Source organism: Ruegeria sp. YKSE079 (assembly GCF_059612845.1).
In genome coordinates this window covers 1-16424 of the sequence record NZ_JBXWRJ010000008.1, presented here as the reverse complement: position 1 = coordinate 16424, position 16424 = coordinate 1, and the positions used below count along the sequence as shown (strand labels likewise).

14 protein-coding genes and 1 tRNA gene are annotated in these 16424 nt (G+C 60.7%); 11 read left to right on the top strand and 4 right to left on the bottom strand.

Annotation, left to right across the window (positions count from 1 at the left end; all coding sequences use genetic code 11):
- The first annotated feature begins 9 nt into the window (after positions 1-9).
- The 9 genes from AC2FMY_RS08895 (at position 10) to AC2FMY_RS08855 (ending at position 10537) form a co-directional block, all read left to right on the top strand.
- Entirely contained in the window at positions 10-1797 is a 1788-nt protein-coding gene (locus AC2FMY_RS08895; protein WP_496807259.1) for a feruloyl-CoA synthase, read from the top strand.
- A 149-nt stretch (positions 1798-1946) separates the two neighbouring features.
- On the top strand, positions 1947-3476 hold the full coding sequence (locus AC2FMY_RS08890) for a benzoate-CoA ligase family protein (protein ID WP_480748521.1): 1530 nt from the start codon (positions 1947-1949) through the stop codon (positions 3474-3476).
- Positions 3476-4294: an alpha/beta fold hydrolase gene (locus AC2FMY_RS08885; RefSeq protein WP_496748463.1), complete on the top strand. Its 819-nt coding sequence runs from the start codon at positions 3476-3478 to the stop codon at positions 4292-4294. The genes AC2FMY_RS08890 and AC2FMY_RS08885 overlap by 1 nt, the downstream gene beginning before the upstream one ends.
- Positions 4295-4296: 2 nt before the next feature.
- Positions 4297-4743 carry a DUF309 domain-containing protein gene (locus AC2FMY_RS08880; protein WP_496807258.1) on the top strand — a complete coding sequence of 149 codons (447 nt, stop codon included), beginning with the start codon at positions 4297-4299 and terminating at the stop codon, positions 4741-4743.
- Positions 4744-4894: 151 nt separating this feature from the next.
- Positions 4895-6556 (top strand): 2,3-epoxybenzoyl-CoA dihydrolase, encoded by a 1662-nt coding sequence (boxC, locus tag AC2FMY_RS08875; protein ID WP_496807257.1) that lies wholly within the window; start codon positions 4895-4897, stop codon positions 6554-6556.
- 29 nt (positions 6557-6585) lie between these two features.
- Positions 6586-8037: a benzoyl-CoA 2,3-epoxidase subunit BoxB gene (gene boxB / locus AC2FMY_RS08870; RefSeq protein ID WP_480748525.1), complete on the top strand. Its 1452-nt coding sequence runs from the start codon at positions 6586-6588 to the stop codon at positions 8035-8037.
- Between the two features lie 118 nt (positions 8038-8155).
- Positions 8156-8332 (top strand): hypothetical protein, encoded by a 177-nt coding sequence (locus AC2FMY_RS08865; protein ID WP_480748526.1) that lies wholly within the window; start codon positions 8156-8158, stop codon positions 8330-8332.
- Positions 8329-9510, top strand: coding sequence for a benzoyl-CoA 2,3-epoxidase subunit BoxA (gene boxA / locus AC2FMY_RS08860; protein ID WP_496807256.1), 1182 nt, complete (start codon positions 8329-8331; stop codon positions 9508-9510). Before AC2FMY_RS08865 ends, boxA begins: the two co-directional genes overlap by 4 nt.
- Positions 9511-9619: 109 nt before the next feature.
- The gene (locus tag AC2FMY_RS08855; protein WP_496807255.1) at positions 9620-10537 is read left to right on the top strand and encodes a helix-turn-helix transcriptional regulator; all 918 of its coding nucleotides are present in this window, start codon (positions 9620-9622) and stop codon (positions 10535-10537) included.
- Positions 10538-10548: 11 nt separating this feature from the next.
- Here AC2FMY_RS08855 and AC2FMY_RS08850 read toward each other — a convergent pair whose 3' ends face one another.
- A complete protein-coding gene (locus AC2FMY_RS08850) occupies positions 10549-11763 on the bottom strand; it encodes a winged helix-turn-helix domain-containing protein (protein WP_496807254.1) in 1215 nt (404 codons plus the stop codon).
- A gap of 4 nt (positions 11764-11767) precedes the next feature.
- A complete protein-coding gene (locus AC2FMY_RS08845; RefSeq protein WP_480748530.1) occupies positions 11768-12793 on the bottom strand; it encodes a LacI family DNA-binding transcriptional regulator in 1026 nt (341 codons plus the stop codon).
- Positions 12794-12906: 113 nt separating this feature from the next.
- On the opposite strand from AC2FMY_RS08845, the gene AC2FMY_RS08840 reads away from it, so the two are divergent.
- Both AC2FMY_RS08840 and AC2FMY_RS08835 read left to right on the top strand, forming a co-directional pair.
- Positions 12907-12983 (top strand) — tRNA-Arg (locus AC2FMY_RS08840).
- Between the two features lie 97 nt (positions 12984-13080).
- Positions 13081-14445 (top strand): tyrosine-type recombinase/integrase, encoded by a 1365-nt coding sequence (locus AC2FMY_RS08835; RefSeq protein ID WP_496807253.1) that lies wholly within the window; start codon positions 13081-13083, stop codon positions 14443-14445.
- A 53-nt stretch (positions 14446-14498) separates the two neighbouring features.
- Here the strand turns inward: AC2FMY_RS08835 and AC2FMY_RS08830 are convergent, their stop codons facing one another.
- Together AC2FMY_RS08830 and AC2FMY_RS08825 are read right to left on the bottom strand one after the other, a co-directional pair.
- The gene (locus AC2FMY_RS08830; RefSeq protein WP_496807252.1) at positions 14499-15050 is read right to left on the bottom strand and encodes a HEPN family nuclease; all 552 of its coding nucleotides are present in this window, start codon (positions 15048-15050) and stop codon (positions 14499-14501) included.
- Between the two features lie 305 nt (positions 15051-15355).
- Positions 15356-16285, bottom strand: coding sequence for a restriction endonuclease (locus tag AC2FMY_RS08825; protein ID WP_496807251.1), 930 nt, complete (start codon positions 16283-16285; stop codon positions 15356-15358).
- Between the last annotated feature and the right edge of the window lie 139 nt (positions 16286-16424).

Below are 16424 nucleotides of genomic sequence, written 5' to 3'. Positions count from 1 at the left end.
GAGAGGGCGATGGCACAGTATGTTGCACATGACGTTATCCGCGAGGACAGGGGCGATGGCGCGATCCTCCTGCGCTCGGCCCATGAGCTGCCCGAACCCGCCCGCAAGACGACCGACTGGCTGCACCGCTGGGCCGCCGCCTGTCCCGAGGCGGTGTTTCTGGCCGAACGCAGCGGACCGGGCTGGCGCGAACTGCGCTATGCCGAGGCGCTGGACCGGGTGCGCGCCCTTGCCGCCGGTCTGCTGTCGCGCGGCCTTGGGCCGGATACGCCCATCCTCATCCTCTCGGGCAACAGCATCGACCACGGTCTGCTCAGCCTTGCCGCGCAATATGTCGGGATTCCCACGGTGCCGGTGGCCGAGCAATATTCCCTGATTCCCGGCGCGCTCAAACAACTGCACCACATCCTCGACCTGATCCGCCCGTCGATGATCTATGCCGAGGATGGCGAAACCTTCGCCGCAGCCCTTGGCATGGAGGGCATGGGCGGACGCCAGATTGCAGTTTCACGCAACGCAGGGCAGGGGATGTCCCTGCTCTCCGACCTTGCAGCCGCCAGTGCCGATATCGACGCCGCCGCCGCGCGGGTCGGCCCGGATACGGTGGCCAAGATCCTGATGACGTCCGGGTCCACGTCGAATCCCAAGGGCGTTCTGACGACCCAGGGCATGATGTGCGCCAATCAGGCGCAATACACGCAGGCCCTGCCGTTCCTCTCAGAACGCCCACCGCGCCTGGTGGACTGGCTGCCCTGGAACCATGTCTTTGGCGGCTCGAACAACTTCAACCAGATGCTGGCTTTCGGCGGTGCGCTTTATATCGACGGCGGCAAGCCCGCTCCGGCGCTGATCGGCAAGACTTTCGAGAACAACCGCCTGATGAACGGTACCATCGCCTATAACGTGCCAGTGGGCTTTGCCCAGCTCCGCAACGAGATGCGGCAGGATGAGGCGCTGAAACGCAACTTCTTCGCCGATCTCGACATGCTGTTCTATGCGGGCGCGTCGCTGGCACCCGATGTCTGGCAGGATCTGACTGACATGGCGCTCGAGGTGCGAAAGGAACCGCCCCTGATCACCACCTGCTGGGGCATGACCGAAACGGCGCCCGCCTGCATCTTCCAGCATGTCCCGGCCAATCTGCCGGGCATCGTCGGGGTGCCGCTGCCGGGCGTCACGGTCAAGCTCGTCCCCGAACAGGACGGGCGGTACGAGGTCCGCGTCAAAGGCCCCAACATCTTCCCCGGCTATCACAACGACCCCGTCAAGACCGCCGAGGCGTTCGACACAGACGGCTTCTTTTGCAGTGGCGACGCCATGACGCTGGTGGATGCGGCCGACATGAATCGTGGCCTGCGCTTCGCTGCCCGTATCTCCGAGGATTTCAAACTCGCCTCGGGCATCTGGGTGCGCGCCGCCGCGCTGCGCCTCGAACTGCTTGCCGCGCTCGCGCCGCTGGCCGCCGATGTCATCGTGACCGGACCGGACCGCGAAGAGGTCGGCCTGATGATCCTTCCGACACCAGTGCTGTCCAAGGGCCTGAAGGCGCACGAGGGCGCATTCCTGCCCGGAGACAAGGCCGCGGACATCTCGGCACGGCTCGGCAAGGCCAACGGCGACAAAGGCTCCTCCGCCCGCATCACCCGCGCCCTGATCCTGTCCGAACCGCCCTCGATGGCGGATGGCGAGGTCACGGCCAAGGGCAACCTGAACTTCGCCAAACTGCTTGCCCGCCGCGCCGTGCTGGTCGAGAGGCTGTACGAAACGGCCGATCCGGCGACAATTTATGTGCAATAAAATGCATGAAGGGAAAATTCAGATAGGCACTATCTTGCATAAATGAGTTTAAAGTGCATTATTGCCACCCGAGGGGAGAGGGTGCGCGTGGACAGGTCGTCAGGGCCGCCCGCGTGCATTCCCCGGGGACATCACTGGGAGGAGCGACCATGAGCGGAAACGCCGCGCAGTACTTTGTGGACCGGCATGTCAGCGAGGGCAACGGATCCCGCCCTGCCTTTCGCGAGGCCGCCGGGCAAAAGCGCACCATGACCTATGGAGAGTTGGCCGATGCCTCGGCCCGCGTGGCTGGCGCCCTGTCCCGCGCCGGCATCCCGCGCGAGGCCCGCGCCGCCATGCTGGTGCTGGATCAGATCGAATTTCCGCCGATCTTCTGGGGCTGCCTCAAAGCCGGCGTTGTTCCTGTTCCGCTCAATACCCTGCTGGCTGCCCCGGTTTATGACGTGATCCTCAACGACAGCCGCGCCACCTGCCTGTTCGTGTCGCAGGAGCTGTGGCCCGTGGTGCAGCCCGCCGCCCAGGCTTCGCCCCACCTGACCCATATCGTGGTGATCGGCACCGCCCCGGACGGCACGCAAAGCTTCGATACCTTCATGCAGGGCGCGTCGCCCGCCGAAACTGTCGAGGCCTCGGACGACGACACCGCATTCTGGCTCTACTCCTCCGGCTCCACCGGCCAGCCCAAGGGGGTGCGCCATGTGCACGGCAGCCTCAGGGCCACCGCCGACACCTATGGTGCGCAGGTGCTGCAGATCGAACCGGATGACGTTATTTTTTCCGCCGCCAAACTGTTCTTTGCCTATGGCCTTGGCAACGGAATGACCTTTCCGATGTCGGTGGGCGCCGAAACCATCCTGTTCAACGGTCGCCCGACCCCCGAAGGGGTGGTCGGGATCATCGCCACCGAAAAGCCCACCATCTTTTGCGGTGTCCCGACCCTTTACGCCGCGACCGTGGCGCTTTTGGAAAAACAGGGCGCCCCGGATGTGCAACTGCGCCGCTGCATCTCGGCGGGCGAGGCGCTTCCCGAAGAGATCGGGCGCGGCTGGAAACGGCTCTGGGGCGTCGATATCCTTGATGGCGTCGGTTCCACCGAAATGCTGCACATCTTCCTGTCGAACGCGCCCGGCGATGTCGAATACGGCACCTCGGGCCGCCCCGTTCCGGGTTACGAAGTGCGGCTGGTCGACGAGGACGGCGCCGATGTCGGCGTCGGCGGTCTGGGCGAACTGCTGGTGCGCGGCGCGTCCGCCGCCGATGGCTACTGGAACAAGCGCGACAAAAGCCGCGCCACGTTCGAAGGCGAATGGACCCGCACCGGCGACAAATACGAACTGACCTCCGAAGGGCGATATGTGTATTGCGGGCGCACCGATGACATGTTCAAGGTTTCGGGCATCTGGGTTTCGCCCTTCGAGGTCGAACAGGCCCTGATCTCGCACCCCGCCGTGCTGGAAGCCGCGGTTGTTGCGGCCCGCGATTCTGACGGGCTGGAAAAACCCAAGGCTTATATCGTGCTGAAACAGGATGGTTCGAACGGGCTGGCCGACGAGTTGCGCACCTTCGTCAAGGACAAGGTCGGCAAGTGGAAATACCCCCGCTGGATCGATTTCGTTGATGACCTGCCCAAGACCGCCACCGGCAAAATTCAGCGCTTCAAACTGCGGGAGGACGGGTGATGTTCGACTGGGCGCAAACGCCTTCGCAGCCGCTGACCGTCAATGGTGTTGCGCTTGAATATGCCTGTTACGGCCCGCCACCGGATCAGACACCAACCATCCTCCTGCTGCACGAAGGGTTGGGATGCGTCGCGCTGTGGCGGGATTTCCCGCAGGCTCTGGCAGATCGTACCGGCCTTGGTGTGCTGGTCTATTCCCGGCAGGGATACGGTCAGTCCGATCCGATCAGCCTGCCGCGCCCGATCCATTTCATGACGGACGAGGCGGTGAATGTCCTGCCGCACATCCTCGATCAGGCGGGCATTCAGCACTGTATCCTGTTTGGTCATTCCGACGGCGGCACCATCGCCGCGATCTATGCCGGCAGCGTCGAGGATTTCCGCGTGCGCGGCCTGATCCTCGAAGCGCCGCATTTCTTTACCGAACCGATGGGTCTGGCCGAGATTGCCCGCGCGCGCGAGGCGTTTCAAACAACCGACCTGCGCGACCGGATGGCCAGATACCATCGCGATCCCGAAGGGGCGTTTCGCGGCTGGTGCGATGTCTGGCTCGATCCCGATTTTACAGGCTGGAACGTGGCAGAGGTCATCGACTATATCCGCGTGCCCATCCTGGCCATTCAGGGCCGGGACGACCAATACGGCACTCTGGCGCAGATCGACGAGATCGAGGCCCGAACATATTGCCCCGTCGACACGGTGATCCTCGATTGCCGTCATGCGCCGCACAGCGAAGCGTCCGAACAGACGATGGAGGCGGTGGCAGAATACTGCACCCGCCTTCTGCGTATCGAAGCCGCAGAAATCATCACGGCCTGATCATGACCGTCGCCCGCGACATGGCGCCTTACATCCCGGGTCTGACCGCGCGGCCTGCCTCGGACGCCTTCGCGGTAATCCGCGACACCGTCACCCCGGATATGACCGTCAATGACATCGCTGCGTCGGAAGCATGGCGCGCCGGGTGGGAGCTGCTGGAGCAGGGATGTTTCTGGGAAGCCCATGAAGTGTGGGAGCCGGTTTGGCTGAGCCTGCCGCCCAACTCGGTCGAACGGCATTTCGTTCAGGCCTGCATCCAGTTTGCAAACGCCTGCCTGAAACACCGGATGCAGCGCCCGCAAGCCGCTGCCCGCCTTGTCAAGCTGGCGCGCGAGCACCTGAAAAGTTGCAGGGACCGTGGCGTCATTCTCGGCGTTGATTCCAGTGAACTGGACCAGAGATTGGACCGGATTCGGCCGGATTTTCGGGATGTGCAAAATAATGCATAACTTTATGACTGAAAAAGACGCATTTTTGCCTAATGATTCTAATACTTTGAAAAATATGGCGTGAAAATATGCATTATTTTGCCTATTGCTACTTGCTGAACCCCGAGCTGCGCAATAAACTGCACCGAAATGTCCCTTTGAGGAGCCTGAAATGACCCAACGCATCGACTTTCAGACCGACCCCTCGAAATACCGCCACTGGCGGGTCGAGTATGATGGCGAGATCGCCAACCTCTTCATGGATGTGGATGAGCAGGGCGGGCTGTTTCCGGGTTACGAGCTCAAGCTGAATTCCTATGACCTTGGCGTCGACATCGAACTGGCCGATGTGGTGCAGCGGATGCGGTTCGAGCATCCCGAAGTCAAGGTCGTGGTGATGCAGTCCGGCAAGGACCGCGTGTTCTGCGCCGGGGCCAACATCCGGATGCTGGGCGGTGCCAGCCACGCGCACAAGGTCAACTTCTGTAAATTCACCAACGAAACCCGCAACACTTTCGAGGCGGCGGAAGAGGACTCGGGCCAGAAATACATCGCCGCCGTCAAAGGCTCCTGCGCCGGGGGCGGATATGAGCTGGCGCTGGCCTGCAACTACATCATGCTGACCAATGACAGCACCTCGTCCGTGGCATTGCCCGAGGTGCCGCTGCTGGCGGTTCTGCCCGGAACAGGCGGCCTGACCCGCGTGACCGACAAGCGCAAGGTGCGCCGGGATCTGGCCGATGTCTTCTGCTCGGTCGAAGAGGGCGTGCGCGGCCAGCGCGCCGTCGACTGGAAACTGGTCGACGAGATCGCCCCCAACTCGAAATTCGACGAGGTGGTGCAGGACCGCGCCCGCGAGTTTGCCGCCGTCTCGACCAAAGCGCCGGCGGACAAGGGCATCGCACTCACGCCGCTCAACCGCACTTTCGGCGACGACGGTTCGGTCACCTATTCCACCGTCGAGGTCACAATCGATCGCGCCGCGGGCCGCGCAACCATCACCATCAACGGCCCGCAAGAGGACGCGCCCGCCGACATGGGCGCGGTCCAGGCCCAGGGCGCGGACACCTGGATGCTGCGCCTCGCCCGCGAGCTGGACGACGCCATCCTGCACCTGCGCCTGAACGAGCGCGAACTCGGTCTCGTCGTGTTCCAGACCCAGGGCGACCCGGCCCGCGTACTGGCCCATGAACAGCTGCTTCTGGACAACGCCGGTCACTGGCTGGCCAACGAGATCCTGAAATACTGGAAACGCGTGCTGAAACGCGTCGACATGACCTCGCGCAGCCTTGTCGCCATCGTCGAACACGGTTCCTGTTTCGCCGGGGTGCTGGCCGAATTGCTCTGGGCCGTCGACCGTTCCTACATGATGCTGGACGAGTTTGAGGGCGACAACCGCCCGCTGGCCGCCATCACGCTCAGCGCCAGCAACTTCGGCACCTATCCGATGGGCAACAACCTGTCGCGCCTCGCCACCCGCTTCTGGGGCGATCCCGACGCCGTGGACAAGCTGAAGGACCACATCGGCGAACCGTTCGAGGCGCAGGAGGCCGAGGAACAGGGCCTTGTCACCTATGCCTACGACGATATCGACTGGGAGGACGAGGTTCGCATCTTCATGGAAGAACGCGCCAGCTTCTCGCCCGACGCGATGACCGGGATGGAGGCGAACCTGCGCTTTGCCGGTCCCGAAACGATGGAAACCCGCATCTTCGGCCGCCTTACCGCATGGCAGAACTGGATCTTCCAGCGCCCCAACGCGGTCGGTCCCGAAGGCGCATTGCAGCGTTACGGCACCGGCCTGCGCGGCGAATACAACATGGAACGTGTATAAGGGGCCCGGGCCCTTGGCGGAGGAAAGACATGCTTGACCTGATCAACGTAAGTTACGACACCCAGATCCCCAACAACGTGGGCCTGAGCCAGGACAAGAAGGTGCTCAAGGCGCTGGAAAAGTGGCACCCCGGCTATATCGACTGGTGGAACAAGCTGATCCCGCGGGACTTTCAGGAATCGCTGGTCTACCTGCGCACCGCCGTCAGCGTCGATCCCAAGGGCTGGGCCAAGTTCGACTACGTCAAGATGCCCGAATACCGCTGGGGCGTGCTCCTGGCGCCGCAGGTCGAGGAACGGATGATCCCCTGCGGCGAGCACGCGGGCCAACCCGCCTGGCAAGAGGTGCCGGGCGAATACCGCAACCTGCTCAAGCGCCTGATCGTGATCCAGGGCGACACCGAACCGGCCTCGGTCGAACAACAGCGCCTGCTGGCGCTGACCGCGCCCTCGCTTTACGACATGCGCAACCTGTTTCAGGTCAACGTCGAAGAGGGCCGCCACCTCTGGGCGATGGTCTATCTGCTGCACAAGTATTTCGGCCGCGATGGCCGGGAAGAGGCCGACGACCTGCTGCGCCGCCAGTCGGGTTCCGAAGAAGCCCCCCGCATGCTGGGCGCGTTCAACGAGGAAACGCCCGATTGGCTCAGCTTCTTCATGTTCACCTATTTCACCGACCGGGACGGCAAGATGCAGCTTGAATCGCTGGCGCAATCCGGTTTCGACCCGCTCAGCCGCACCTGCCGCTTCATGCTGACCGAAGAGGCACACCACATGTTCGTGGGTGAAACCGGCGTTGGCCGGATCATCCAGAAAACCTGCGAGGTGATGAAGGAAAACGGCATCGACGATCCCTATGACGTGGGCAAGATCCGCGCGCTGGGCGTGATCGACCTGCCGACTATTCAGAAAAAGCTGAACCTGCATTACACCCTGTCGCTCGACCTGTTCGGGCAAGAGGTGTCGACCAATGCCGCCAATGCCTTCAACGCGGGCATCAAGGGGCGTTACATGGAAAACCGCCTGACCGACGACCACCAGCTTCAGGCCGACACCTATACCGTCTGGGATCTTGAGGACGGCAAGGCGGTCCAGAAACAAGTGCCCGCGCTGACCGCGATCAACATGCGCCTGCGCGACGACTACACCAAGGATGCCGCAGGCGGCGTCGGGCGCTGGAACAAGATCATCGAAAAGTCCGGCATCGACTTCGAACTCAAGCTCCCGCACGAGGCGTTCAACCGCAAGATCGGCGTCTTTGCCGACAAGCTGTTCGATCCCTCCGGCAAGGTCGTCAGCGGCGCAGAATATGACAAGGGCCTGCCCGACTGGCTGCCTACTCATGCCGACGGCGATTTCATCCAGTCGCTGATGAAACCCTGTTACGAGCCGGGCCAATACGCCCGCTGGATCGCGCCGCCCAAGGTGGGCATCGACAATCGCCCCGGCGACTTCGAATATGTGAAACTGCACATGGCGTAACACAAGAAACCCGGGCCAGGTGCCGCTAACGGTAACAAAATGTGACGAAAACCGGATTGACGGACTCACCATTTTTCCGTTTTTTGGGACCTGGCTTGTTCAGAAGGGGAGACCCGCAATGCAGATCGACCGCACCAAGGCTGAGACACCCAATCTCAAGGCTCTCGCTGGTCAGGTATCCGCGCTGCAAGGCCCCTGTGTCGGCTGTTCCGATTGTGTCGGGCTGTGCGCAGCCCTGATCGACACGCTGGTTCTGCCCGACGTCATCCTGACCAAGAGACGCGAGAGTTCATGAACCAGCCGCTCAAGCAGCACCTGATCGACCCTGAAATCTGTATCCGTTGCTACACATGCGAGATGACCTGCCCCGAACAGGCCATCGAACATGACGACATGAACGTGGTGGTGGATGCCGACAAATGCAAATTCTGCATGGATTGCATTCCCGTTTGCCCCACCGGTTCCATCGACAACTGGCGCGTGGTGGCCCAGCCCTATTCGCTGCAGGACCAATACGGCTGGATGGACCTGCCCGAGCAGGAAGAGATGACGGGCGACGAAGGGCTTGAAGCGCTGGACGACTCGATCGCCGCCCTGCTGGCCGAGGCGCACAAAGGCGCAGGGGGCAAGGCCAAGGCGCCGCAGTCGGCCTCAAAACCCACGATCAACATGTACGGCCTTGGCAAGCCCGCGCAGGCCAGGGTCACCGGCAACTTCCGCCTGACGGCCGAAGACAGCGACAACGACGTCCGCCACATCATCCTCGATTTCGGCTCGCTGCCCTTTCCGGTGCTCGAAGGGCAAAGCATCGGGATCATCCCGCCGGGCACGGATGACAACGGTAACGCTCATCTGCCGCGCCTCTATTCCGTGTCCAGCCCCCGCGATGGCGAGCGGCCGAACTTCAACAACCTGTCGCTCACCGTCAAGCGCGAGGAACAGGGCCTGTGCTCGAACTATGTCTGCGATCTCAAGCCCGGCGATACGGTCAACGTGACCGGCCCGTTCGGCTCGACCTTTCTGCTGCCGTCTGACCCGAACGCGCATCTGTTGATGATCTGCACCGGCACCGGCTCGGCCCCGTTCCGCGCCTTCACCATGCGCCGCCAGCGCGAATATCCGTCGCTCAAGGACTCTCTGATGCTGGTCTTCGGCGCCCGCCGCCCGCAGGAGCTGCCCTATTTCGGTCCACTCAAGAAGGTGCCGGAAAGCTTCATGTCCAAACACTTTGCCTTTTCCCGGCAAGAGGGAGAGCCGAAACATTATGTGCAGGACAAGCTGCGGGACGAGGCCGATAAAGTTGGCGAATTGCTGAAGAACCCGAACGGTCACATCTACATCTGCGGCCTCAAGGCGATGGAGCAGGGGGTCGAAGAGGCGCTCAAGGATATCGCGCGCGGTCTGGGACTGGAATGGGCCGATCTGCGTGACCGGATGCGTGACGAAGGACGATACCACGTCGAGACGTACTAATCGTACAACAGGGGTCTGGAAACCGGTACATTTCGGCCTTTTTGATTGCCCATGACGCCGTGGCATCGTAATTTGTGCATTATTTCACACAAAAGACCACGCAGGCGGCATGACCGAGATCACCAACTTCAGGGGCGAAACCACATCGCAAAGCGGCGTTGATCTGGTCGAAACGTCGGTTGATGCGCTGATTGCCCGCGTCGGCGAACGGGTCCGCAAGGCACGCGAAACCCGTGGAATACCGCGCCGTGTCCTGTCCGAAATTTCGGGTGTGTCACCACGATATCTTGCGCAATTGGAAGCCGGCGAAGGCAATATATCGATCGGCCTTCTGCAACGCGTCGCCAGTGCACTCGATCACCGGATCGAATGGCTGGTGGGCGAGGACGACCCGTGGAATTCGGACGCCCTGCGCGTGGCCGACCTGTTTCGCGCCGCCAACGCTGACGTGCAGCAGCAGGTCCTCAATACCCTGACCCCGGTTCCCGCCGAACTGCTCAGAGCCAACAGAATATGCCTCGTCGGCCTCCGCGGCGCCGGAAAATCGACCCTCGGCGCCATGCTCGGCGAGGCGCTGAACCTGCCATTTGTCGAGTTGAATGAACGGATCGAAGAGCAGGCGGGCATGCCAGTTGGCGAAGTCATGGCGCTTTACGGGCAAGAGGGTTACCGCAAGCTCGAAGCGCAGGCCGTGGACCGCGTCATCGCCACCCACGACGCCATGATTCTGGCCGTCGCCGGTGGCATCGTTGCCGAACCGGAAACGTACAACACCCTGCTCAACCATTTCCACACCATCTGGCTCCGCGCCTCACCCGTCGAACACATGGAACGCGTCCGCGCCCAGGGCGACGAACGGCCGATGGCGGGCAATCCCGAAGCGATGGAGCAACTCAAGTCGATCCTCACCAGCCGCGAGGCCCTTTATGGCAAGGCGCTCGCACGTCTGGACACGTCGGGACAATCGCTCGATGTGTCGCTGACAGAGCTAAGGGAGCTGGTGAAAGAGCGCGGATTTCTGACCTGAGCCGTCGGTGTTTACAGTGGCTCCCGTAGCCACCCATCCGCAAAGACCACTCGCTCGACACCGGCCAGTTTGCGAACGCGGTCCAGTTCCGCCTCCAACCTCCGGGTACGGGCCGCTGACCACCGGGCGCGTCGCTCGGGCCACAGGGCGCGAACGCGCAATTCGCCACAGTCCCGATGCGCTTTCATGTCGATCCGCCCGACCAGGCGATCACCTTCGAGCAGCGGAAAGACATAATAGCCATAAACCCGCTTGGGTTCCGGCACGAACACTTCGATCCGATAGTGAAAGCCGAACAACCGCTCTGCCCGTTTGCGGTCGCGCAGGGCCGGGTCGAACGGGCTGAGCACCCGCATCCGCCCCGGAGCGACCGCCAGCCGCGCCGCCTGCTCCACGACATCGGGTCGGGCAAAAACCTTGCGCGGACGCCCGTCCGCGCCTTCGATCTCGACAGGTTCAATCTCGCCGCGTGCAAGCGCTGCCTCACACCACGCCTTGGCCTCGCTTGAGGTGACCGTGTCCCAAAACGCCGAGATTTCGCCCGATGTGGCGAACCCCAACCGGTCAAGCGCCGCATTGCACAGCCAGTTCACCGTGCCCTCGGCATCGCACGGGGTACGACCGGGGCAAAGATGCGTCTCGATCACCCGTTCCGTCAGGTCATAACGCTTTTGAAACCCTTCACGTCCCACAACCGTCAAAGCGCCAGAGCGCCACAGGTATTCCAGTGCAGTCTTGGACGGGTGCCAGTCCCACCATCCGCCCGAGCCCTTCTTTTCATCCGTGCCCACGTCGGAAGATCCGACCGGGCCATGCTCGCGGATGTGATTCAGAACCGACTGGAACCTCTGTTCAAACCCGTCGCGGCGCCAGTTCTTCCAACGCGCCCGCAGCAGCTCGGCATCGCGCTCGAACCGCAAGTGCCAGTGTGGATAAAAGGTCATCGGGATGACAGCGGCATCATGCGTCCAGTGTTCGAACAAAGCCCGGTCACGCTCATAGAGCCGCTTGAGGTTGTCCGTTCGGTACGCCGACCGGCGCGCGAACAGGATCATGTCATGTGCCCGCGCCACCGTGTTGATGCTGTCCAGTTGGACAAAGCCCAAGCGTTGGATCAATTCCAGCAACGACGCTCCCTTGGTCGGGCCGCTTGGCTGTTCCAGCAATGCATGCCGGTCCAGAAACAGTGCCCGGGCAGCGCGATTATCCAGCCGTTGCAGCGCCACGAACTCAGCGCCGCTTCAACGTGTCCCCATAGCTGATCTTGGGGGTCAGCGTGACGCGCGTTTCAATGTCGGTGTCCGGGTTTTCCAACCGCGCCGCGATGATCTCGGCCGCCTTGCGCCCGATTTCCAGCCGACAGGCATCCATAGTCGCCAGCCTGCGCGGCAGGCCCTGCAACAGCTCGACATTGTTGAAGCCCGCCAGCCCGATCTGACCGGGCACGTCGATGCCCTGATCCAGCAGGTACAGCAACCCACCCGCGCCGATCATGTCGTTGGAATAATAAAGAAAATCAAGCTCTGGTGATCGCTCCAGCATGGTTTGCGTCATCTCACGCCCCTTGGCCAGTGCCGAACCGCCGGAATAGAACTCGCGATCCTCTATCTCGACCCCGTTCTTGCCCAAGACCTCGGTAAACCCTTCGAAACGCTTTCTGGCCCGGTGATCCAGCGGCATCTTGGTGCCCATGAAGCCGATATGTTCATAGCCCGCTTTCAGGATCGCCTGCGCCATCTCGCGCCCGGCGCGGCGGTGCGAAATGCCGACCATCGCATCCACCGGCTTACCGTCAACATCCATGATTTCGACCACCGGAATCCCGGCGGAATCAAGCATCGCGCGGGCGGCTTCCGTATGCTCCAGCCCGGCGATGATCACACCCGAGGGCCGCCACGAGAGCATCTCGTACAGCACCTTCTCTTCCTTTTCGGGCAGATAATCGGTGACGCCCACCACCGGTTGCAACTCGGTATCTTCCAGCACCTGGTTGATGCCGGTCAGAACCTCGGGAAAGACCATGTTGGACAGCGACGGGATGATCACCGCCACCAGATTCACCCGGTTCGAGGCCAGCGCGCCGGCAATCTTGTTCGGGACATACCCAAGTTCTTTCGCTGCGGCCAGGACACGCGTGCGCGTGGCATCCGATACATCCCCCCGATTCCGCAACACCCGGCTGACGGTCATTTCGGACACGCCGGAGGCTTCCGAGACATCACGGAGGGTGAGCGGGCGTTTTGTTTCTGTAGTCACCTGGATACCTGCGCTGTTTGTTTTGCCCGATGGTAGCGCGAACGAATAGATTTGTACAACTGTCCTCAAAGGCCATGACAAGCTGAACAAAGGCGGTTACAGAGGGGCGGCGTGGCCCCGTGGCTCAACTGGATAGAGCAGCCCCCTCCTAAGGGGCAGGTTGCAGGTTCGAATCCTGCCGGGGTCACCATTTCAAAAAAGTGTTGCAAAACAAGTAACTTGATGGGTAGTGGGAACCAGTTTGTGGTGTAACGGACACCACTGAGGGACACCACTGGAGTTCGGCAGTGCAATACATCGAGCAACCCAAGGGACCGGGAACCGCCTACCGATTCCGCATGAAAACCCCGAAGAACCTTCGCGGGAGACCTAACCCATGGTCTAACGGCAACCTGTTCGGCACGTGGATTATCAGACCGATGGCGGGCGAGAAGCACCTCCCCAGCGCGAAGAAAATGCGGGATATCTTCCTTGCCGAAGTGCGCAAGCTGGAGATCGAATATCGTGCGCGTGAAAGGTATAGCTTGGAAAGGGCCGAACTCTGGGCGCAGGCTATTCGGGAGGAACGAGAAGACGAAACTTTTGTTCGCGACCTAATCCATGACGAGGCCGAGCGGGCACCTGAAGCTGAACGAGAGGCCTTCCTCAAGGTGGCCACCGCGAAGACGCTACCGCTCTCCAAGGCCACCGCGCAATACCTTGAGGCGAGAGCGCCGGACAACCCCTATGGAAACAAACCGCTCACCAAGACATCAGCTAACGAAGTAATGACGGCAGTCAACTACCTCTGCGCCTTCATGGACAAGACGCCGGAGACCCTGTTCCTTGACGACGTAACTCCAGACTTGGTCTCGACGTTCCAGCATGAGTTTCTGCCAATTCAAACTTCGAAGAAAACGGGCAGGAACTTGACCCCTTCAACAACGCAGAAGTTGATGACGATGTTGCGCGGCCTTTGGCGCTGGGCGCTAGCGAGGAAGAAGGTGAAGCTGGACGGAAATCCATTCAATGCCCCTGCGGATGACCTGCCGAGACAGAAAAAGCCGGATGGACCAAAAAGGGACCAGTTCAAGCCATCGGAGGCCCAGAGTATTCTCAGAGCCGTCGCTCAGGGTGACAGGTTGGGGGACCTGTTTCGCGTCGGCCTAGTGACAGGCGCGCGAGTGACTGAGATCGTGAAGGTTACGGTGGATGAGACCAAAGAAGACGGCTCGCTTTTCCTGATCTCGGGCGGCAAAACCGAGAATGCGACGCGGGTCGTGCCCGTGCCCAAGGTCGCGCGTCCGATTATCCAACGACTGCGCGCCGATGCCGTGGCAGAAGGACAGGAAAGGCTGTTCCACGCTTTCCCGATCAATGCCGCGACCGGAACCGCGAAAGCTGCCTCCAAGGCTTTTACCGGATTGCGCCGCAAGGTTCTAGGGAGGGAGAGTGACGAGCGCCTCGCATTCCACTCCTTGCGCCATACTTGGAAGACGCTGTCGCGTCGCGCTGGCCTCTCGATTGACGATGCCCACGATCTTGGGGGGTGGGCTGGGGTCAAGAGAACATCTGACCCCTATGATCACGGGTTGAACACCGAAGAGCTTGCAGCAGCGCAAGAGAAGGTTGCTGCATTGCTCTCTCAAGAAGCGTATCTCGACGGCTTCTAGTCAGGTGGAATGAATTTCTAGTAAGTTTTCAGACGAAAGTCAGTGGTAAATTTTTAGAAGCTTTCACGGTTTTGGAAACGGATATTCTTGTTCAACTGTCGCTCAATACGTTCGAGCTTTCTTCCTTCGTTTTCTCCGGTATCCTTGAATGTCTCAATGAACTGTTTACAAGCTCGGCGAAGAATTGTGCGCAAGTCATCCATAGACAAGTATGCAACAAAATCAGGCTTGGATTGGTCTGTTGGCAAGTAATTCCAAACATACAAACCTACTACTTGGTTGTTTCGACTTTCAAAGTGGACGTTGTAGTGTGCTAATCCATTTCTGAGTTTGCGAAGGCATCCGCCTAGAGTATGCATAGCCTCGATATCTCCATGAAGTATTTGAGGACCTCGGATACCCTTAAACAACTCTGATGTTTCTAACCCTGCTACTTTCTCAAGTGCTTCTTCGGCTGGAAAAATGAGCATGCCGATAGCTGAATTAATGAGCTGTGTTACTTCAAAAAAACCATGTGGATCATCGCGCGCAATCTCCTCGGCGCGTTGCAAGTTGCGCATTGTTCTGTCCATGAAATCCGCTAGCGTGTTGCGTATTGCAACCATATCCTTCTCCAATCGTTTGCTAACTTAACTTCCCAAAATCTATGAACTTTGAGGTAGTGGTAAGTGTTCAGACGATCTTTATGCTGCTGCATATCTACATCGCAAGTTCGAAGGTCAATTGATGGCTGTTCATAGAGGTATTCCCTTGGAGGTGTAGGTGACCGTGTCTATGGCGGCGGCGAGGCGCGTTTGCAGGCAGCGACAGAGGCGATGAAGGCGGCGATTGCTCTGGCTCCATGAGCGCCCAAGGTGCCGCTGTTCTGAGCTACCCAGCGTGCTTGAAGGTTCACACATCGGCGGAGGCTTCAGTCCGTGAAAAAGTCCTCATCTAGTTTCCTGACATAGAGGGTCTCTTCGACCCGGCACCCGACGTTGTATCTGACCATAAACTTGGTGAGGGCCTCGCTGTCGATGAGCACGATGCGCTTGCTCAGAGCCTGCGCCGTCTCAACCGCCTCCTTGGTGAAGCTCGATGTTGAGACGAACAGACCCTTGTTCGCCTTGAACCTGTCGAGGCTCCCGAAGAAATCGCGGATGGCTCCGGGTCCGACGTTGTTACCGTCGGCGTATCGCTTGGCTTGGATGTAGACGCGGTCCAGACCGAGGGCGTCCTGGTCAATTACACCGTCAATCCCACCGTCGCCCGAGCGGCCCAGCGCCCTTCCCGCGTCCGTGACAGACCCCCCGTATCCCATAGCCACCAGAAGGTTGACGACCAGTCCCTCGAAGAAGGCCGGAGAGGCCTCTCTGATTTTCTCTAGCATCTCCCCTCGAAGGGCATCCTCAATCCGCCTATGCGCGGCCCTCAAAACCTCGTCGGGGGTTTGCTTGTCGCCCCATGAAGGCAACTCCCCCTCGCGCTCTCCCCCTCCTCCATCGGCGTTGGGCGTCTTCTGCCTATTCTTGAAGTCCTGAAACTCGGAGAAGGTCTCAAGGAGGCTGTTGTCGATGGCCGAGGGGTTCTTGGCGAGCACCGCTCGTCCCCTCTCGGAGATCACGAAGTGACCCCGCCGGGTCGCGTCAACGAGACCCGCTTGCTTGAGGTATGTCTTGGCCCAGTGGATGCGGTTGGCGACAACAGTCTGTTTGCCGCTGGGGAGAAGTTCGGCCTTCTCATCCTCGGACAAGCCGAACTGGTCAGTTAACTCTCCGATGACGGAACTGATCTTCACCTCTCCTCCGGCAGCTTTCCGCAGCACCGGGAGCATGAATGTCTGGTAGTCGGGGATGCTCATTGGGTCCAAATCCTTTTTCCCGCCCATATGGTCTTGTCGCGCTTTCGTGCCGCTCCAAGTGCTCATTTAGGCCACTTGGCGCTCGAAGGCCAAGGGGCTTTTCCCTCCCAGTGCTGAATGCCGACGGCGCGGGTTATAG

What these genes read in the sequence shown, in the direction of transcription:
- AC2FMY_RS08895 (WP_496807259.1), top strand. Translation starts at nt 10, where the DNA reads ATGGCACAGTATGTTGCACATGACGTTATCCGCGAGGACAGGGGCGAT.
- AC2FMY_RS08890 (WP_480748521.1), top strand. Translation starts at nt 1,947, where the DNA reads ATGAGCGGAAACGCCGCGCAGTACTTTGTGGACCGGCATGTCAGCGAG.
- AC2FMY_RS08885 (WP_496748463.1), top strand. Translation starts at nt 3,476, where the DNA reads ATGTTCGACTGGGCGCAAACGCCTTCGCAGCCGCTGACCGTCAATGGT.
- AC2FMY_RS08880 (WP_496807258.1), top strand. Translation starts at nt 4,297, where the DNA reads ATGACCGTCGCCCGCGACATGGCGCCTTACATCCCGGGTCTGACCGCG.
- boxC (WP_496807257.1), top strand. Translation starts at nt 4,895, where the DNA reads ATGACCCAACGCATCGACTTTCAGACCGACCCCTCGAAATACCGCCAC.
- boxB (WP_480748525.1), top strand. Translation starts at nt 6,586, where the DNA reads ATGCTTGACCTGATCAACGTAAGTTACGACACCCAGATCCCCAACAAC.
- AC2FMY_RS08865 (WP_480748526.1), top strand. Translation starts at nt 8,156, where the DNA reads ATGCAGATCGACCGCACCAAGGCTGAGACACCCAATCTCAAGGCTCTC.
- boxA (WP_496807256.1), top strand. Translation starts at nt 8,329, where the DNA reads ATGAACCAGCCGCTCAAGCAGCACCTGATCGACCCTGAAATCTGTATC.
- AC2FMY_RS08855 (WP_496807255.1), top strand. Translation starts at nt 9,620, where the DNA reads ATGACCGAGATCACCAACTTCAGGGGCGAAACCACATCGCAAAGCGGC.
- AC2FMY_RS08830 (WP_496807252.1), bottom strand. Translation starts at nt 15,050, where the DNA reads ATGGTTGCAATACGCAACACGCTAGCGGATTTCATGGACAGAACAATG.
- AC2FMY_RS08825 (WP_496807251.1), bottom strand. Translation starts at nt 16,285, where the DNA reads ATGAGCATCCCCGACTACCAGACATTCATGCTCCCGGTGCTGCGGAAA.